An 18,635-nucleotide genomic window follows, 5' to 3' on the forward strand; every position below is an offset into this window, starting at 1 on the left:
GGCAAACGCGCAGTTTACACGTTTTACTGCGGGCTATCAGCTGTTACTGGCGCGCCAGCATAGAGTTGCCTTAGCACTAATCTTCGAAGCCTTCGGTATCAAGCGGCATCGTTATCGAGGGTTCACCCGGATTACTAATACCAATATGGTAAGCAGCAAAACCAGGTAATACAAACTGATCTAAAGCCATGCCCAGTACACGCCCGTTATATGGTGATGTAATGGTGGCTTGCTCATTAGTAATGGGATTGGTCACGGTGCCCAATAATTGGCCACGCATAACGTGGGCACCGAGCTTCACTTGGCTAAACAAAATGCCTGAGCTTTGCACGCGGACCCAAAACGATTGATAAAAAGCCGGCTCAGGTTCAAACCAAAAAACAGAATGGTCAATCATTTTACGCTTTTTGAGTAGCGTGAGTAATGCAACAACCCCCTCATTGACCACGTGCTTTTGCATACGCAATGGCTCGCCAGCCTCGACGGTGACAGCTGCAATGCCCGCAGTGACGGCCGCCGCTCGCAAAGAATTAGGGTTGCCCGGTGTATTGAGCACAACAATTTTGCCGAAATCATGCGCTAACGCAGAGACGCTCGGCACACTTAAATCGGCCCGCACTTGCGTAAGATTGGTGCGATGAAATGAGCCGGTATGCAGGTCAACCAAGGCATCGCAATGGCGGATAATGTCATTAAAAAAGGCATAAGCAAAGCGTGAGGCTAAGCTGCCATTCGCACTACCAGGAAAGAAACGATTCAAGTCACGCCGATCAGGTAAATAGCGTGAATTGCGCGCAAATGCCATTAAATTCACAATCGGCACCCCAATCACTGTACCGGTAAGACCTGCCGGATCTAACCCAAACATCACTTGGCGAATCACCTCAATACCGTTTATTTCATCACCATGCACCGCAGCAGCCAAGCACAGTGTAGGTCCGGTTTTAGCGCCATTAACTACCAGCACCGGCGTCTTCACGTCTAAGCCGCTAAACGATTGTGAAGGCACCCAATCCATACGCGTTGCCGTATTAGGTGGCACGCTAAATCCTAAAATATTTTTAGATTGACCCTCCCCATCACGCCACTGAGCTTTTGTCGTATCTTTAGATTGACTCGGTAAAAGGTCATTTAATAGCCAAGGTGCCGGTAACACTTGCGAAGCACTGCCTTGTAATTCAACGGGTATTAAAGACTCGGGGGTTTTAGGCAACTGGCTGGCCGGCACCCAACTAGGCGGCTCGACTGGCGAAGGTGCATCTTGCGCCAACACTTGCCCAGGCATAAGCACACGACTGGCCACAATCGCGCCAAAAAAAACTAAAAAACTTAACCGACCAAATTTTGCCTGCATGCTTATACCCTAATACCCTACCCACAGATAGACCACGCTATATGCTGGCCACTTCATTATTCAATGCACGCGCATTATCAATTGACTGCGGTATAAAGCAACTTTATTTATCACTTTTGATAGATACCGAAGCTATACGATTATGAAATATTCACTGAGTTGATCAAGCTATCTATGGCTTTGTGCTTCTCGGTGTTGGTCTTGTCATGCCTAATGTTATATCTCCCTATTTTGGTACAGAGCCAGGTGTACGCTCTATTCTCATCCGCTACCAATTACGGCTTTGTATGGCCAATAGAGACTTAAGTTATTAACCACTTATGAATACCGTAATTTGCTACAAACTTTATTTAATCAGCCGCAGATTGATGATTTCGGCAGTGAAACCAAGGTCGGAGCTGCTGTACTGGTCGGCGGAATGCCTAATTTGCGCGCCGAAAAAGTGAGCGAGAGCCGCCTCAATAAGTACGATTCCGGTTTCTCGGTTAAGGCTTAGTGTATCTCTCGTCTTCAGTAATTCAGTATTGGCAGTATTCAAAGCACTGCCGCACAAACCCTCGTTCATACGGCCATAAACCAATACGGCTCACCCTTGATATCGCAATAGTCCAGCGGACCACGCGATTAGCTACCCCACTTGCGCCTCTAAGCAACCTTTGGCCGCCTCTCTGACCAAGGCTGGGCCTTGATAAATAAACCCACTGTACAATTGCACCAAACTGGCCCCGGCTTTTATTTTTTCGGCGGCATCGTGGGCACTGCTAATACCGCCCACGCCAATGATTGGCATTTTACCGGCTAATACTTGCGATAAGACTTTAATAGCGTGCGTTGATTTATCACGTACCGGTACACCGCTTAAACCGCCCGCCTCTTGCTCAAAAGCCGAGCCCTCTACCCCTTCGCGACTAATAGTCGTGTTGGTCGCAATTACAGCATCAATGCCCTGTGCCAATAGCGTATTGGCCGTTTCGGTCAGCTCTTCGTCGGTCATATCTGGCGCTATTTTAACCGCAATAGGCACATAACGATCACGGCTTTGAGCTAACTCACCTTGCCGCCGTTTAATACCTGCCAGCAAAATATTTAAAGCGTCGCCAAATTGCAAACTGCGCAAACCTGGCGTATTCGGTGAAGAAATATTCACCGTAATATAATCGGCATAATCGTACACAGCATCTAGGCAATGAATATAATCATCTAATGCATTTTCGTCAGGCGTGAGTTTATTTTTACCAATATTAATGCCTAGAATGCCTTCGAAGCGACGCTTTTTCTTAACCTGTTCAACAAGGTGCTTGACGCCCTTATTATTAAAACCCATGCGGTTAATAATGGCTTGTTGCTCGGTTAAGCGAAAAAGTCGCGGTTTGGGGTTACCCGCTTGGGCAAGCGGCGTGATCGTACCTATTTCTACAAAGCCAAAGCCCAAGCTGCCTAACGCATTAAAATAATCACCATTTTTATCCAGTCCCGCCGCCAAACCTACAGGGTTAGGGAAGGTCAGCCCCATCACCTCCACAGGGTTATTAATGCGCTTAGAGGCAAAGCCGCCTAGCAGCTTTAAACGCTCTAAAGCACCTAGCCAATCTAACGAAACATGGTGACTGGTTTCAGGATCTAGTTTAAATAAAATTGCACGCGCAAGAGAATACATATAAAGCTACCAAAAAATAAATAAAGTTATTAAACATGTTACGATCCAAAGATCCCCAGTATGGGGATCTTTGAATCATTGACTGAGCCACTTGAGTTATCTGTTTGCGTTCCTCGATTTTGTGGCCCTGCACAGTCTACTCGTGCATATCTCCCTCTAACCCTTGCTTTCACTGCAAGGCCGGCGCTTAAATGCCCACAAAATAATCCATTAACAATCTGTCAGATGAGGTTTTGCTAGCCTGAGTCGTGACGTTAAAATAAGCAAAAAAAAAGCACGCCTAAGCGCGCTATCGTTGTCGATGCCATAGCGCTATTAAAAGATAGGCTTACCGATTTCTATAATTTTCATCGCATTGGTACCACCCACGTTTTGCCGGACATCCCCCTGGGAAATAATCACTAAATCGCCATCTTTTACAACACCTCGGGCACGTAGCTCATTGACCGCACGGTTATTAGTTTCGTTAAAAGGGATATCATGTAACGCAAAGGGCACCGGATATACACCGCGATATAGCGAGACTTTTTGTAGCGTTTTGGCTTTCGGTGACATCGCAAAAATAGGCAATCGCGCCCCAAAGCGACTCATTAAAAAAGGCGTAGCACCCGACTCTGTCATGGTAATAATTGCCGTCACACCAGGCATTGCATTCGCGGTAAACATTGCTGCTTGCGCGATAGCTTGGTTAATCGCCATGGTTTCAGGTATTTCGCGATGAGCATCTTGGATAGCGCGTGGGTGGCTTTCAGCCCCCAAAATAATACGCACCATAGCCTCAACGGTTTCCACCGGGAATTGCCCAGCCGCTGTTTCCGCCGATAGCATCACTGCATCTGTTCCATCGAGCACCGCATTGGCCACATCAAATACTTCAGCACGAGTAGGCAATGAGCTATTAATCATAGACTCCATCATTTGCGTTGCTGTGATTACACCTCGATTTAAAGCGCGCGAGCGCTCAATAATATGCTTTTGCACACCAATTAACGCAGCGTCACCAATTTCGACCCCCAAATCACCTCGCGCAACCATCACAGCATCACTGGCCAAAATAATACCATCAAGTACGGCATCATCAGCCACCGCCTCGGCACGCTCGACTTTCGCAATTAGCGCGATATCGCCGCCGGCCTCCTCAACTAATGCACGCGTTAAATGCATATCTTCAGCACTGCGCGGGAACGACACAGCCAAAAAATCAACATCTAAATCGACGGCTGTTTTTATATCTTCACGGTCTTTGTCAGTCAGCGCTGGCGCGGTTAAGCCGCCACCTTGGCGATTAATCCCTTTGTTATTAGATAATTTGCCCGCCACGGTCGTGGTACAAAAGACTTTACTATCTACTACACGATCAACTTTTAATACCACACGACCGTCATCAAGCAAGAGTAAATCGTTCTCACTCACATCTTGCGGTAGTGCTTTGTAGTCAATGCCAACGTGCGCCTGATTGCCTTCATCGCGATCTAAATCGGCATCTAAGACAAATGCATCACCAAGCGCTAACTCTATAGGGCCATCAGCAAAGCGAGCAATACGTATTTTAGGGCCTTGCAAATCGCCCAGCACGCCCACGTGACGCCCATGTTTAGCCGCTAAATCACGGACCATATCGCAGCGTTTTTTGTGATCATCGGGGCCACCGTGCGAAAAGTTGAGCCGGACAACATTAACCCCTGCTAAAATCAGCTTTTCGAGTACGCCAGGCTCATCTGTCGCAGGGCCCAATGTACTTACGATTTTCGTACGTCTCAACATATCAATGCTCCAATCAATGAATAGAAAGCTTAACGAGTCCTTGTGCTAGGTATTGTATAACACTTTAACCTGACCGCCGCCTTAGGCGGTAGTGGGTAATGTTTATCTGCTGGCGCATAACAAGCCGGACATTTATTGTGCAAGCGCTAATATTGTGCAAACGCTAAATTGAATGCCATCCACCAATAGCAAAAACCTGCCAACGGGCAGGTTTTTGAGTGCTCTATATTTTTTAACTGCCTAGCATGCCTTGTACTATCGATATCATCACCCCAGCAGCAACGGCAGAGCCAATAACCCCCGCCACATTAGGGCCCATAGCATGCATCAATAAAAAGTTTTGACTATTAGCCTCAAGTCCTACTTTATTTGAAACACGTGCCGCCATAGGTACAGCCGAAACCCCCGCCGAACCAATCAATGGGTTAATTTTATGGTTGCTGACTTTATTCATGAACTTAGCCATTAGCACACCACACGCGGTACCAATACCAAAAGCGACAATTCCTAAAATCAAAATACCCAAGGTTTTAGGGTCAAGAAATTTATCAGCTTCTAGCTTAGAGCCTACCGATAACCCTAAAAAGATAGTCACTATATTGATCAAGGCATTTTGCGCAGTATCACTTAAGCGATCAACCACACCGCATTCGCGCATTAAGTTACCCAAGCAAAACATACCTAGCAAAGGTGCAGCCGAAGGTAAGATTAACGCGACCAAGACCAATAGTACTAACGGAAATAATATTTTTTCGCGCTTGCTCACAGGGCGTAACTGCGTCATGACAATTTTGCGCTCTTCACTATTGGTCAAGGCTTTCATTATAGGTGGCTGAATTAAGGGCACCAACGCCATATACGAATAAGCCGCTACTGCAATCGCACCGAGTAAATCAGGCGCCAACTTGCTCGCCACATAAATGGCGGTGGGACCATCAGCGCCGCCAATAATACCAATCGCTGCCGCATCAGCAATAGAAAAATCCATAATACCTAGCGCACTTAAACCCACCGCACCCAGTACTGTTGCAAAAATACCAAACTGTGCTGCTGCGCCTAAGAACAACGTTTTAGGGTTGGCCAATAACGGACCAAAGTCGGTCATGGCACCCACCCCCATAAAAATCAGTAAAGGTGCTACACCACTGGCAATGGCCACGGTATAAAAGCTGTACAACATACCGTCGTGGTAGTCTTGTGCGGCGGCAATTTCGGTTAAATGATGATGGGTTTCATAGCTCGACGAGCCATACAGATGCACCAGCTCTTTAGCCGTTGCTCCCGCTTCGGCACCTAGTATACGGGCTACCTCGGCCAAAAAGGCTGGATCACCAGCCAAAATGGCGTTTTCGGCTGCACTAAACGCTAAGCCTGCACCCGGAATATTCGCTAATACACCGCCAAAACCAATTGGCACCAACAGCAAAGGCTCAAAGCCTTTGCGAATAGCCAAAAATAAAAGGCCTAAGCAAATCGCAATCATACCTGCCTGACCTAGAGTCATCTGATAGACACCAGACTCAAACCACAAACCTAATAAATTTTCCATAGTTTTATAAACCTCAAGCGATGGTTAGCAGAGTATCGCCAACAGTCACAACATCGCCATCTCTCACATTCACAGCCCCCACAACACCGGCTGCGGGTGCACTAATTTCGGTTTCCATTTTCATCGCCTCTAATACAATCAAGGTTTGACCTTCGGTGACTTGCTGGCCTGGTGTAACAAGCACTCTAAAAATATTACCCGCTAACGGTGCATTAACGGGGGTACCGCTAGCGGTACCGACTGCACTACTGACTGTCGCTGCGGCTCCGCCAAGTGGAGCGATCCCAGTTAAGTCACCGCCATTATTCACCGTTACAGTGTAACTTTGACCCTCTACATCTACGGTGTAAATTTCTTCACCCTTATCAGTCTTCACCACAGCACTTTCAGTCCCTGTCGGCACTGGCTCAAAAGCGCTTGGGTTGTTGCGGTTTTCTAGGAACTTCAAACCAATTTGGTTAAATAAGGCATAAGTTAAGACGTCATCAACAGCCCGATCACCTTCAGCTAATGTGATACCGCGTGCTTTGGCTTCGTCGTTTAGCTCTTGGGTTAAGCGCTCTAATTCAGGCTCAAGCAAGTCAGCTGGACGGCAAGTAATGGGCTCTGCACCCTCGAGTACTCGAGCTTGTAACTCTTTATTAACCGCCGCAGGAGTTGCCCCGTATTCGCCGCGTAATACCCCTTGTGTTTCGTTGGTAATATTGGCGTAGCGCTGTCCGCTCAAAACGTTAATCACCGCTTGAGTGCCGACAATCTGAGAGGTTGGGGTTACCAATGGTAAAAAGCCCAAGTCTTCGCGCACTCGTGGGATTTCATCTAACACCTCATCTAAACGGTCAGCCGCGCCTTGCTCTTTGAGCTGGCCTTCCATGTTAGTTAGCATGCCGCCAGGTACCTGTGCCGTTAAAATGCGTACGTCGACGCCTTTGAGTGCGCCTTCAAATTTTGCATACTTTTTGCGAACCTCACGAAAATACAGTGCAATTTCTTGTAATAACGCTAGGTCCAAACCAGTATCGCGCTCGGTCCCTTCTAAAGTAGCAACGAGTGTTTCGGTGGGGCTATGGCCATATGTCATAGACATTGATGAAATAGCCGTATCAACATTATCAATCCCCGCCTCGACACACTTTAATATCGTTGCATGTGCTAGGCCTGTGGTCGCATGAGCATGTAAATGAACCGGAATATCACACGAGGCTTTTAGGCGCTTAACCAGCTCGTAACCCTCGTAAGGCTTTAATAAACCCGCCATATCTTTAATCGCTATGGAGTCTGCGCCCATATCTTCGATTTTTTTGCCTTGTGCAACCCAAGTATCTAGTGTGTGTACTGGGCTTAAGGTGTAAGAAATTGTACCCTGTGCATGCTTGCCGGTCGACTTAACGGCTTTGAGCGCGGTTTCGATATTACGCATATCATTCATCGCATCAAAAACCCGAAATACATCCACACCATTAGCTGCAGCACGCTCAACAAATTGATACACCACATCGTCAGCGTAATGGCGATAACCGAGAATATTCTGCCCGCGAAACAACATCGATTGCGGCGTATTGGGCATGGCTTTTTTGAGTACGCGAATACGCTCCCACGGGTCTTCGCCTAAATAGCGAATACAGCTGTCGAACGTCGCCCCACCCCAAGTCTCCAATGACCAAAATCCAACTTTATCCAGTTTCTCGGCGATCGGTAGCATATCGTCTAAACGCATGCGCGTAGCAAATAACGACTGATGTGCATCACGTAGTACAACGTCGGTAATACCTAGTGGTTTTTTAATGGTGGTCATAGTGATATCTCTACAAATTGGGGTGCGACGGCGAATGGAATGACCTAACAAGCTCAGGCGCATCGCACAACAGCATTAAATTATTGATGTAACGCCAACAGGCAGTGTGACTTAAGTATTAAGAAGTCACCGGCCGCTTATCAAGCCGTTAGTGCACTGTTTGGGGGTATATAGCCATGTCATGAATGAAGCGTTGTTATAAACCTTGTTTCGCCCGATGCTGACTAATAGCACCGTGTATAGCCACTAAAACTTTAGGTTCAATGCTGTCGGCTGTATTCACCACCGATGGCAAAGGCGCTAGCGGTGTAATGACTTGCTCAGGCTCAGGAATAAAGCGATTAACTGCCCAGCTCATAAAGCGAGTACAAAACACCAAAAGCGTTAAAAAAACAAACACCGCGCCCATGCCAAAAAGCATCAGGTCAGCGCCTTGCGCCATAATTGATTGCTGCATGATCAACTCCGCAGTTATGGGCCTAAGCCCGATTACACTGTTAATGACTGTTCGTTTTACGGTTGCGTAAAACACTCAATGGCGACCCAATCAAAATAGGCGGCCTTGCAAAAAGCGGGCACATTCTACCTCAAATACGGGCAAACGCGACACTTCATTGCTCTAGCGCTCAAAAATTAAACGCTAAAATGCCAGCATCAATGAAGCTTTTAGTCGCAAGCAGCCCTTAAAGACACCTATAATGTGATCCTATGTCTCGATAAGCGACTAAGGGACGAGGAAAAAATACATTATCCAATAATACTTGTTTTCTGCTTCCTCTGCTGCGTTGCTCAAAGCGTTACATGCCCCTTCGAGCGCCTTGCCGAGAAAACAGAACCCTATGTCTCATTGGACAAACTATTATTGCCTCACCCCTAAATCAAGACAAATATTGGCGTTAAGGCTCAACCCGTACTGTAAAATAAAGGCCGCACCGAATAAGGACAATCGCCAATAAAACGGCTCTTGCGCTGCGCACAATGACACAGACTCAACGCACTTTTCAAATCAAATACTTGTCATTTTTACAATTAAACAAGCGCTGCATGTTACAATTGGCACTCTATTCACAGCGCCCCACGGGTATGTATGCGTATTTTTTTAGCCCCTATGGAAGGCGTTGTCGACCATAATATTCGCGCGCTTTACAGTGCACTTGGCGGTATTGATATGGCTGTCACCGAGTTTGTACGGGTGTCCAATAGTCACCTACCTGACGCCGTATTTCACCGTTTATGCCCAGAGATCGACAATCCTATTAACACCCCCGTACGCGTACAGCTGTTAGGCAGTGAGCCGGCTATGCTGGCAAGCCACGCCTCACGAATAGCCGCATTAGGCGCCATTGGTATAGACCTTAATTTTGGCTGCCCAGCCAAAACAGTCAACCGCAGCCGCGGCGGCGCCTGCTTGCTGCAAGAGCCTGAATTATTACACGATATTGCCTACGCTGTGCGCCAAGCCGTGCCCCACCACATTCCTGTTACGGCAAAAATGCGCCTAGGGTTCAATGCCCGTGAAGGTTATATCGAAACAGCACAAGCTTTAGCCAGTGGCGGCATTCAAGAGCTGTTTGTTCATGGTCGCTCAAAAGTAGATGGCTACAAACCTCCTGCCTACTGGGGCGCTATTGGCGAGGTGCGCGAGGCGATTCATATTCCTGTGATTGCCAATGGTGAAATGTGGACACCCGAAGATATCGCTCAGTGCATAAGAGAGTCAGGTTGCAGCGATATTATGCTAGGGCGCGGCTTACTGGCCCGCCCAGACCTTGCCATTGCTGGCAAACAACATATGAACGGCGAGCCCTACACATTTATGCCTTGGCAACATATTTTACCTAAAGTCTGGCACTACCACCAAAAAACAGTCGCACAATGCCCGCCAAAGTACACCGGTAATCGCCTTAAGCAGTGGTTGATGTACTTGCAGCGCACCTACCCCGAAGCAAAAGTATTTTTTGAAGCGGTCAAAAGATTGCGCACCGCCACTGAGCTGCAAAAAGTATACGATGCCTATAAGGCTGCGTAACTTAACGGGGCACCGTATGTATCGCAGCCAATGCAGGCACAGCTTGAGCTTCAACATAAAGGCTTAAACTAGGTTGTATCAGGGTCAAATTTTGCGCTGAGTATTAGAATGTAAACAAGTGATTTATTAAGCTAGCAATCTATTAAGCTAAGTAAGCTGATCGTAACGGCTCAGTCACAGCCGTTACGCAATCGAAGAGTTAAGGGACGAGGAAAAGATACATTATCCGATATACTTGTTTTCTGCTTCCTCTCCTGCGTTGTTCAAAGCGTTACATGCCCGGCATGCGCCCCTTCGAGCGCCTTACCGAGAAAACAGGACGCTACGTCTAACTGGACAAACTATTATTACCTCGCCCCTAAGAAAGCATCGCGGTAATACGCGATGCTCAATGTACAGGTACAGCCAGACTCACCCAGCAAAACTGGGCTCACCTCTGCTTTCTGTTACATATTAGGGTAATTAGGACCGCCGCCACCTTCTGGGACCACCCACGTAATATTTTGTGCCGGATCTTTGATGTCACATGTTTTACAATGCACGCAGTTTTGAGCATTAATTTGCAAACATTTATCGGCGCCTTCACCCACAATTTCATAGACCCCTGCCGGGCAATAACGCTGAGCGGGCTCATCAAACTCGGGCAAGTTACGCGCTATCGGAATACTGCTATCAGCCAATTTCAAATGACCCGGCTGATCCTCTTCATGATTGGTATTCGATAAGAACACCGAAGATAACTTGTCAAAGCTCAACTTACCATCGGGCTTAGGGTAAGTAATTGCAGGCACTTCACTCGCTTTTTTCAGCGTAGCGTGATCTGGAATAGGGTCGCTTAATGTCCAAGGAAGCTTGCCGCCAAAAATATTAATATCGATAAAGGCATAAGCACTACCGAGTATATTGCCCCATTTATGCTGCGCAGGACCAAAGTTGCGTTGCGCATGCAGCTCTTCATAAGCCCAAGACGCTTTATAAGCACTGGCGTATTCAGGAAGATCGCAATGCTCTTTTTGCGCCGTGAGAGCGCTATGCAATACTTCAGCCGCCACAAGGCCCGACTTCATTGCGGTGTGACTGCCTTTGATTTTCGCAAAATTCAGTGTGCCGGCATCATCACCGACCAGTAATCCCCCAGCAAAATGCATTGTCGGCTGCGCCTGTAAGCCGCCTTTAGTAATCGCGCGTGCGCCATAGGCTATGCGCTCACCACCTTCTAGGTATTGTGCAATTTCGGGGTGATGTTTGTAGCGCTGAAACTCATCGAAAGGGCTTAAGTGAGGGTTAGAGTATGACAGATCAGTCACCAAACCTACCACGACTTGATTGCCTTCTAGATGGTACAAAAAGCCACCGCCATTAGCACCGTGCTCATTTAATGGCCAACCAGCAGTGTGCACCACAAGACCCTGCTTGGCTTTACTCGGGTCAACTTGCCAAAGCTCTTTAATCCCTAAACCATAATGCTGAGGCTCTTTACCTTTATCGAGCTCAAAACGACTAATCAGCTCTTTACCTAAGTGGCCACGACAACCCTCGGCAAACACGGTAAATTTAGCATGCAGCTCCATGCCTTGGGCATAACTGCTTTTTTGCTCACCGTTTTTACCGATCCCCATATCGCCGGTAGCCACGCCCATTACAGCGCCTTGTTCATTGTATAAAATTTCACTGGCGGCAAAGCCTGGGAAAATTTCAACACCAAGCTCTTCAGCTTGCTCAGCCAAAAAGCGACAAACATTCCCCAAGCTAACAATGTAATTACCGTGGTTATTCAATGTTTTGGGCGCTAAAAAAGCGGGTATTGCTTTGGCGCTGTTTTTTTGAAGCAACAATATTTTATCTTCGGTGACCGGCGTTGATAATGGCGCGCCAAGCTCTTGCCAATTGGGAAATAGCTCTTCGAGTGCGCGCGGCTCTATCACGGCACCGGACAAAATATGCGCCCCGACTTCAGAGCCTTTTTCAAGGACACAGACACTCAACTCTGGATCGAGCTGCTTTAATCGACAAGCAGTACTCAGGCCCGACGGCCCTGCGCCTATGATCACTACATCGTAGGGCATAGATTCGCGCTCAGGGACCTGCTCATTGTCTTGATTCGTTGGGTTAGATGACATAACACCCTCATTTAGCGAGTTTAAAGGACGCCAACGCACAACTTGCGCATTGATTAAGATACCGTGAGTATATGCGCGCCAGTGAAAGTGCGCTAGTCAACGACACAACCACGCAGCCAATGAATGCGCAGGATGGGCAATGAGCCTTAGGGGTTGACGTTATTTGTCATTTTGGCCTTTGGTTCTGATGTCTATACTTGATAAAACATAATGCGCCACAACAACGGTTACATTAACCCGTTAAGCTCGCAACGCTACACGCGCACTTAACCTCTCTAAAACACAGGAGTTTACAGCGGATGAAAATACTCGTACCGATCAAACGCGTTGTCGATTACAACGTAAAAGTACGCCCAACAAGTGATGGCACCGATGTCGATATTACCAACGCCAAGATGTCTATCAACCCTTTTTGCGAAATCGCTGTTGAAGAGGCTGTACGCCTCAAAGAGCAAGGCGTCGCCACTGAAGTGATCGTTGTATCGATCGGTGATGCCAAGTGTCACGAGCAATTGCGTGCCGCCATGGCATTAGGTGCCGACCGCGCGATTCATGTCGATGCGGCCACCAACCTAGAGCCCTTAGCCATCGCCAAGTGCTTAAAAGCGCTGGTCGATAAAGAGTCACCTGAAATTGTCTTGCTTGGCAAACAATCTATTGATGGCGACAACAACCAAACCGGTCAAATGCTTGCCGCCCTTTGGAATGTCGGTCAAGGCACTTTTGCCTCTGAAGTTAAAATCGTTGATGGTGCAGCGCATGTCACTCGCGAAATCGACGGCGGCTTACAAACGCTAAAGCTTAAACTACCAGCAGTGATTACAACCGATTTACGCCTCAATGAGCCACGCTATGCCAAACTGCCTCATATTATGAAGGCCAAAAAGAAACCCCTAGACACCCTCACTATTGATGAGCTAGGTATTGATGGCGCTACGCGCGTTAAGCTCGTTAAAACAGCCCCGCCAGCACAACGCCAAGCCGGCATCAAAGTGCCCGATATCGATACTCTCATTGAAAAACTTAAAAACGAAGCTAAGGTGATTGCATGAAAACCCTCGTTATTGCAGAGCACGACAACCAACAGCTCAAGCCTGCCACACTTAACACCCTAGCGGCAGCCGCCAAGCTCAACCAACCTATTGACGTGTTTGTTGCCGGTGCCAACTGTGGCGCTGTTGTCAGCCAGGCACAAGCGGCCAGCGGTGTAACCGAAGTGATTGTCGCCGACAGCGACTATTTAGCACACCAACTCCCCGAAGATATCGCACCGATTATTCAAGCAAACATTGGGGATTACACACATGTTTTAGCACCTGCAACAACAACGGGCAAAAACCTATTGCCTCGCGTTGCGGCACTTTTAGATGTGCAAGCCATCTCTGATATTCAAAATATTCTAGATGCCAATACCTTTGAGCGCCCTATTTATGCTGGCAATGTGATTGCAACCGTAGAGTCCAGCGATAGCATCAAAGTGATGACGGTGCGCACCACCTCGTTTGACCCCGTTGCAGCCACTGGCGGAACCGCCTCAACACGCAACCTCGACGCTGGCAGCACGAGTGGTTTGGCTGAGTTTGTGAGTGAAGAATTAGCAAAATCTGATCGCCCAGAACTCACCGCAGCCAACATCGTAATTTCGGGTGGGCGCGGTCTAGGCAATGGCGAAAACTTTGAGCTCTTATACCAGCTAGCTGACAAGCTCAACGGTGCGGTTGGCGCCTCACGCGCGGCTGTAGATGCTGGCTTTGTGCCCAACGATATGCAAGTGGGCCAGACCGGCAAAATCGTCGCACCTGATCTTTATATTGCCGCTGGCATTTCGGGCGCCATTCAACATTTGGCGGGCATGAAAGAGTCTAAAATCATTGTAGCCATCAACAAAGATGAAGATGCGCCTATTTTTCAAGTCGCTGATTATGGCCTCGTCGCTGATCTGTTTGATGTAATCCCTGAGCTAACTAGCAAGCTTTAGTGCTCGAGGCTTTAAGCCATCAAGGTTTTAGCCCATAGGTTTTACATGGGCTAAAACATGCAAATAACAATGGGCCTTTTAGGCCCATTGTTATTTGCATACTCGCTGCGGTCGCTGAACTTTTGTGGTCTGGCACTTTTCGGGTAGAATCCCCGCATTACTTCTGGCAAGGCATTCACATGTTCCGTTTTTTTACGCCGCACCTTAAAATACAAAAAAACCGTCAAATCATTCGCGAAACCGATGAGCGCATGGCCAAATATAGCCGCCGCGGCCTGATCGGAAACTTTGTGATTTTTATGCTATGCATGGCTGTTGGCACCTTTACCGATCAACAGCCCAGCATTGCCATTGCACTCTCTATTGGCCTCCTCATCACTACCCTGCTCAGAGGATATTTACTCTTCCGCTTTGAAGCCATTTATCCACGCGCGCCCAATCTTTGGCGCACCCGCTACTTTTATGCAACGCTTTTAGGGGCGGGTTGGTGGGGCCTGATTGTTGCTATCGAAACACTCGTTGTTGGCATTCACGACGAGGGCCCCCTGCTATGGCTATACACCATTGTATTCTTTTCAATGACCGCCAACGCCTTTGCACCTTACAAACAGTTTTTAACGATTTACCAAGCGCTCGGCCTAGTACCCGGCGCCTTTTGTTTACTATTTACTGGCGAAACAACCGGGGTGATTTACGCCATTGTTGTATTTTTCTTTATTTGGCTGCTGCATCATCAATGTGAACAAATTGCCGACAACTACTGGGACCGCCTAGAAGCCAATGCATTGCTTGCACGCAAAACGGAATCTCTAGAAGAAGAAAAGCGCGACACTCGCGCCACTGCTCAATTACATCGTGATTATATGCTGTTACTCAAGCAAGAACTGGAAGAGCTGCTTAAAGCAAAGCGCGCACCAAGAAACGATGACACCCCCAGCCCAGAAGAACATCCTGTTGCGAGCATTGCGCCACTATTTAATAGTAACGTACCTCAAGCTGGCGAAAAACGCCCACGCCTCAAACAACTGCATACCAACGTGAGCGACTTTTATAAAATACTGATTAAAGAAATTGATTTTGAAGCGAAAATATTTAATGCGCGTGCACTGTTACAATTTGTGATTGCCGAATTCGCAAGCGAAGCGGCCGATAAGCGTATCGACATAGAGCTATCGCTCTCGCACAACATCCCACATTTAATGCAAGGCGATACCGCACGTCTCACCCAAATTATACAAGGCATGATAAAATCAGCCATCACGCAGCTTGATGAAGGCACCTTATTTATCGATATTGACTATGTGCAAGAGCGCGGCAAAGTCGGGGAGCTACACGTACTCGTCAATCATCAACCCAACGGGCAACGCACACTCTTTAATGCCCAGCAAGCGACAGGCATTCAACTGAACCTTGAGCTCGCCTTGGCCATAGGCTTGGCTGAAGCCCAAGATGGCGACCTCAATATCAGTGCTAACAACCAAAGCACGCAACTGTGCTATCGCGCCAAATACCCCAGCCGCACCACAGCAACCGAGCCCAGCTCGCAAGCCCCCGAATTTAAAGGCAAGCGCATATTATTAATCCACGAAAATCCACGAGTATTAGATAACAAGCGCCAAGAACTTAGCCTATTAGGCATTCAAGTGACGACGCAGTCTCAATTAAAACGCGCCCTACCAGAGCTGCGTAAAGCCATTAGCAATAACACGCCTTTTAATGCCATCGTTTTTCATACCCATGCAGACCCTAAAGCCAGTGCTGACTTTAGTCGCACACTGCTCAATCAGTCTGAATGCAAATTAATCCCGCAAGTCATTATGGGGCCTGCTAACGCACACACCTCACCTGAGTTTGCCGAAATCGCAGCCAACCCTTATGTGCACTGGCTCAATAAGCCCGCAACACTGGCCGACTTTAAACTCTGTTTTTGGCATTTATTTAACTCTTCCGATATCACGCCCAACGAGCAAAATAATAATAATATTGCACTCATTAGCTCAACCGATACCGACTCGCTCGCCGAGTACATTACGGCCCAAGGCTTTCACTGCCACACCCTCAATACACCCAAAACAGCCCTTAATACCGCCGAAAAAATACCCATGCGTTGCTTTGTATTTGTCAATGCCGATGACTCTTTTATGGATTTGTACCCTCTACTAAGACAACACTACCCAACTACTCATATTATTGCCTGCGACAGTGCCGATGAAGCCTATAAGCACCTACAAAACGGGGCTGATTTCTTTATTGGCTATGAACAACCTCAAGCCCCTCTCGCGCTGTATATCAACGCATTAAAGTCATGATAAACCAAGTAATTTGACCTACGTATTTCTTATGAAGCTTTTTAGCCTCAACTGCGACGCAACTCCATTACGTACCAACACGCCTGACCCCATTGATCGATACAGTAGGCAGGCAAGCTGAAAAAATTCACCTCATAGGGTATTAATGAATGCTTTTCTGGGTACTTACGTGACGGGAGCACTTACATTGCGCCCAGTCGCAGCATGGATGCGTGGGATGGACTTTGCAGAAGAACAAAGTCGCAGATGACTTGAGTGGCCCAGACAATGATTCATCCTAAAAACCGCAGTTTAGGTTTATCAGTGCCCGATTTAACCATCTCTGGATAGTGACATTTTTATTATCTGGATCTTGACCTTTGCACCCCAATGCAATAATGTACTAGCACGAAGATACATCATTACAGGTCTGCCATGCCCCTAGCAACGTCAAACTCGGCTCTACCAGCAGCGACAAAAGCGCAACAGCGCCATGCCCAATTAGTTGAGCATTTGTGCGCTGCCGCTAATGCGGAGCAGATGAGCCAAGCACTCGAGGCTTTACTCACCCCCTCAGAACTTTTGTCTATTGCCACTCGCTTAGAAATCGCTCGCCTCTTAAAGGCCGGTATCACTCAGCGTGAAATTGCCAAACAGCTCGGTGTCGGTATTGCCACCGTCACGCGTGGTTCACGCGAGCTCAAAGCCGGTAAATTTAAGGATCACTCATGAAACATACCATCCCTCGCAAACCACACTACCTCAAAATTCAAGGTGTCGATGATTTTTTTGAGCTTTTCAAAAAAATAGAAAAGCACTATACAACCTGCTTTTATTTAGAATCGCTGGGCGAAGACAGTCACATTTCACGCTACTCCATTATTGGCTTCGCACCGACTAAGCTGATTTGGGCCAAGGCAAATACCTTGAGTATTCAAAGCGCTGACGGCACCATCGAAAATCATATCAGCGATAATCCTTATGATTTATTACGCGAGCTTATTCCGCAAAATATTATTTCGCGTAAATACTCTGGCGGTCTAACGGGCTTCTTAGGGTACGACGCGATGAATTATTTTGAGCCCTCTCTTTGCATTCAAAACAGTGAGCACTTTGAAGCTTTTAAATTTGGCCTGTATGAAGACGGTTTAATTCTGGATAAAATGACCGGTGAAGTGTCGTACTTTTATTATCAAGACAACCGCCTGAGCGATATCGAAGCGCTCATTAACACGCCCTACAGCGGTGATGGCAACCTCAGCATTACGCGCCTTGGTGATACCATGACCCGTGAGCAGCATGCCGAAGCGGTGGCTAAAATAAAAGGTGATATTATTGAAGGTAAAATTTTTCAATGTGAAGTTGGCTTCAAAACACTCTTCGAGCTCAATGGCGACACCATTAATATTTATCAAGCGCTACGCGAGTCAAATCCTTCACCTCAAATGTATTATTTGAAATTTGGCGAACAAAAAATTATTGGTGCCAGCCCTGAGCTTTTATTTCGCTTGCGCCAAGGTGAAATGGAGACCTACCCGCTCGCGGGCACCACCAAGCGCGGCATCACACCCGAAGAAGATCGTGAACTCGCTAAAAGACTACTCAACGACCCCAAAGAGATTGCAGAACACAACATGCTCGTTGATTTACATCGCAATGATATTGGGCGCGTTGCGCAATTTGGCACCGTTAAGGTGCGCAATCTTATGGATATCAAACGTTTCAGCCATGTACAGCATATTTCGAGTGAGATTGTAGGCATTATGGCTGATGAGCACGATATGTTTTCGGCATTGGCTAGCAACTTCCCCGCAGGCACGTTAACCGGCGCACCCAAAATTGAAGCTATGCACATTATTAATCAGCAAGAATCTGAGGGCCGGGGACCTTATGGTGGCGCCGTTGGACACTTTGGTTTTAATGGCGACTGCACCTTTGCCATACCCATTCGCACAGTCTTTGCCAATGGATCATACGCTTACGTACAAACATGTGGCGGTAATGTCTATGACTCTAACGCCGAGGACGAATACCTAGAAATCCAACGAAAATTCGCCGGCACCAACAATGTACTTAAATTATTTATTAAAGGAGAATAATA

Annotated in this window: 13 protein-coding genes; 6 read left to right on the forward strand and 7 right to left on the reverse strand. The window is 47.4% G+C overall.

Annotation, left to right across the window (positions count from 1 at the left end; all coding sequences use genetic code 11):
* Positions 1–76: 76 nt before the first annotated feature.
* The 6 genes from AC438_RS13410 to AC438_RS13440 form a co-directional block, all read right to left on the reverse strand.
* On the reverse strand, positions 77–1,354 hold the full coding sequence (locus tag AC438_RS13410) for a succinylglutamate desuccinylase/aspartoacylase family protein (RefSeq protein WP_053981778.1): 1,278 nt from the start codon (positions 1,352–1,354) through the stop codon (positions 77–79).
* Positions 1,355–1,982: 628 nt separating this feature from the next.
* Positions 1,983–3,011, reverse strand: coding sequence for a quinone-dependent dihydroorotate dehydrogenase (locus AC438_RS13420; protein ID WP_053981780.1), 1,029 nt, complete (start codon positions 3,009–3,011; stop codon positions 1,983–1,985).
* A gap of 315 nt (positions 3,012–3,326) precedes the next feature.
* Entirely contained in the window at positions 3,327–4,775 is a 1,449-nt protein-coding gene (gene pyk / locus AC438_RS13425) for a pyruvate kinase (RefSeq protein WP_053981781.1), read from the reverse strand.
* A 232-nt stretch (positions 4,776–5,007) separates the two neighbouring features.
* Positions 5,008–6,324, reverse strand: coding sequence for a sodium ion-translocating decarboxylase subunit beta (locus AC438_RS13430; protein ID WP_053981782.1), 1,317 nt, complete (start codon positions 6,322–6,324; stop codon positions 5,008–5,010).
* A gap of 13 nt (positions 6,325–6,337) precedes the next feature.
* Positions 6,338–8,119 carry a sodium-extruding oxaloacetate decarboxylase subunit alpha gene (gene oadA / locus AC438_RS13435; RefSeq protein WP_053981783.1) on the reverse strand — a complete coding sequence of 594 codons (1,782 nt, stop codon included), beginning with the start codon at positions 8,117–8,119 and terminating at the stop codon, positions 6,338–6,340.
* A gap of 196 nt (positions 8,120–8,315) precedes the next feature.
* Entirely contained in the window at positions 8,316–8,576 is a 261-nt protein-coding gene (locus AC438_RS13440; protein WP_053981784.1) for an OadG family protein, read from the reverse strand.
* A 630-nt stretch (positions 8,577–9,206) separates the two neighbouring features.
* Here AC438_RS13440 and AC438_RS13445 point away from each other — a divergent pair.
* On the forward strand, positions 9,207–10,148 hold the full coding sequence (locus AC438_RS13445; RefSeq protein ID WP_053981785.1) for a tRNA dihydrouridine synthase: 942 nt from the start codon (positions 9,207–9,209) through the stop codon (positions 10,146–10,148).
* 446 nt (positions 10,149–10,594) lie between these two features.
* Here AC438_RS13445 and AC438_RS13450 read toward each other — a convergent pair whose 3' ends face one another.
* Entirely contained in the window at positions 10,595–12,268 is a 1,674-nt protein-coding gene (locus tag AC438_RS13450) for an electron transfer flavoprotein-ubiquinone oxidoreductase (protein ID WP_053981786.1), read from the reverse strand.
* A gap of 299 nt (positions 12,269–12,567) precedes the next feature.
* On the opposite strand from AC438_RS13450, the gene AC438_RS13455 reads away from it, so the two are divergent.
* The 5 genes from AC438_RS13455 (at position 12,568) to AC438_RS13475 (ending at position 18,633) form a co-directional block, all read left to right on the forward strand.
* Positions 12,568–13,320, forward strand: a complete 753-nt coding sequence (locus tag AC438_RS13455) for an electron transfer flavoprotein subunit beta/FixA family protein (RefSeq protein WP_053981787.1) — start codon at positions 12,568–12,570, stop codon at positions 13,318–13,320.
* Positions 13,317–14,246, forward strand: a complete 930-nt coding sequence (locus AC438_RS13460; protein ID WP_053981788.1) for an electron transfer flavoprotein subunit alpha/FixB family protein — start codon at positions 13,317–13,319, stop codon at positions 14,244–14,246. The genes AC438_RS13455 and AC438_RS13460 overlap by 4 nt, the downstream gene beginning before the upstream one ends.
* Before the next feature lie 179 nt (positions 14,247–14,425).
* Positions 14,426–16,555, forward strand: coding sequence for a hypothetical protein (locus AC438_RS13465; RefSeq protein ID WP_053981789.1), 2,130 nt, complete (start codon positions 14,426–14,428; stop codon positions 16,553–16,555).
* A 414-nt stretch (positions 16,556–16,969) separates the two neighbouring features.
* Positions 16,970–17,266, forward strand: a complete 297-nt coding sequence (locus tag AC438_RS16645) for a Trp family transcriptional regulator (RefSeq protein ID WP_082354167.1) — start codon at positions 16,970–16,972, stop codon at positions 17,264–17,266.
* A complete protein-coding gene (locus AC438_RS13475; RefSeq protein ID WP_053981790.1) occupies positions 17,263–18,633 on the forward strand; it encodes an anthranilate synthase component I family protein in 1,371 nt (456 codons plus the stop codon). The genes AC438_RS16645 and AC438_RS13475 overlap by 4 nt, the downstream gene beginning before the upstream one ends.
* Positions 18,634–18,635: the final 2 nt, after the last annotated feature.

Origin of the sequence: Marinagarivorans algicola (genome assembly GCF_001292705.1) — a bacterium.
Classification (GTDB): domain Bacteria; phylum Pseudomonadota; class Gammaproteobacteria; order Pseudomonadales; family Cellvibrionaceae; genus Marinagarivorans; species Marinagarivorans algicola.

Bases quoted from the DNA above. Each gene is read 5' to 3' on its own strand.
- AC438_RS13410 (WP_053981778.1), bottom strand. From the start codon at position 1,354: ATGCAGGCAAAATTTGGTCGGTTAAGTTTTTTAGTTTTTTTTGGCGCG.
- AC438_RS13420 (WP_053981780.1), bottom strand. From the start codon at position 3,011: ATGTATTCTCTTGCGCGTGCAATTTTATTTAAACTAGATCCTGAAACC.
- pyk (WP_053981781.1), bottom strand. From the start codon at position 4,775: ATGTTGAGACGTACGAAAATCGTAAGTACATTGGGCCCTGCGACAGAT.
- AC438_RS13430 (WP_053981782.1), bottom strand. From the start codon at position 6,324: ATGGAAAATTTATTAGGTTTGTGGTTTGAGTCTGGTGTCTATCAGATG.
- oadA (WP_053981783.1), bottom strand. From the start codon at position 8,119: ATGACCACCATTAAAAAACCACTAGGTATTACCGACGTTGTACTACGT.
- AC438_RS13440 (WP_053981784.1), bottom strand. From the start codon at position 8,576: ATGCAGCAATCAATTATGGCGCAAGGCGCTGACCTGATGCTTTTTGGC.
- AC438_RS13445 (WP_053981785.1), top strand. From the start codon at position 9,207: ATGCGTATTTTTTTAGCCCCTATGGAAGGCGTTGTCGACCATAATATT.
- AC438_RS13450 (WP_053981786.1), bottom strand. From the start codon at position 12,268: ATGTCATCTAACCCAACGAATCAAGACAATGAGCAGGTCCCTGAGCGC.
- AC438_RS13455 (WP_053981787.1), top strand. From the start codon at position 12,568: ATGAAAATACTCGTACCGATCAAACGCGTTGTCGATTACAACGTAAAA.
- AC438_RS13460 (WP_053981788.1), top strand. From the start codon at position 13,317: ATGAAAACCCTCGTTATTGCAGAGCACGACAACCAACAGCTCAAGCCT.
- AC438_RS13465 (WP_053981789.1), top strand. From the start codon at position 14,426: ATGTTCCGTTTTTTTACGCCGCACCTTAAAATACAAAAAAACCGTCAA.
- AC438_RS16645 (WP_082354167.1), top strand. From the start codon at position 16,970: ATGCCCCTAGCAACGTCAAACTCGGCTCTACCAGCAGCGACAAAAGCG.
- AC438_RS13475 (WP_053981790.1), top strand. From the start codon at position 17,263: ATGAAACATACCATCCCTCGCAAACCACACTACCTCAAAATTCAAGGT.